Source organism: Limosilactobacillus gastricus DSM 16045, assembly GCF_001434365.1.
GTDB classification, from domain to species: Bacteria; Bacillota; Bacilli; order Lactobacillales; family Lactobacillaceae; genus Limosilactobacillus; species Limosilactobacillus gastricus.
Map to the genome: position 1 here is coordinate 1 of NZ_AZFN01000055.1, position 568 is coordinate 568.

Annotated in this window: 1 protein-coding gene; it reads left to right on the plus strand. The window is 35.4% G+C overall.

The features are described from left to right. The coding region (locus tag FC60_RS09155; protein WP_156399323.1) for an IS3 family transposase at window positions 1-538 on the plus strand (538 nt) is incomplete at its 5' end. Window positions 539-568 lie beyond the last annotated feature (30 nt).

Below are 568 nucleotides of genomic sequence, written 5' to 3' on the forward strand. Positions count from 1 at the left end.
TAAGATTCATCGTCGCTTTGAATCTGATCGCCCATACCAGAAAATGACTACTGATATAAGCGAATTTCGATATGGAAATGAAACTATTGAAGAACGTATCTACTTTTCACCCATTAAAGATTTACACAATAATACAATTACTGCTTTTGCGATTGGTGATCATCCAACAACTGAATTAGTTATGGAACCATTGAGGAAGTTAATTGAACTTCGACCATCGTTGGAGTACCGAATGACTATTCATAGTGACCAAGGAGTGCAATATCAAACTACACAATGGCGTAAAACACTGAAGAAGCACCATATTTTCCAAAGTATGTCCCGTCGAGGGACATGCTTAGACAATGCGCCAATGGAAAGCTTCTTTCACTTAATGAAAACTGAACTATACTATAATCGTAAATTTGAAACTAAAGAAGAATTGATCGAGGCAATGATTGAATGGATTGATTACTACAATAATGAAAGAATTCAACATAATCTAAAAGGCAAGACTCCGATAGAATATCGAAATCTTGCCTTAGAAAAAGTAGCCTAATAAAGTGTCCAACTTTAAGGGTTCACTTCA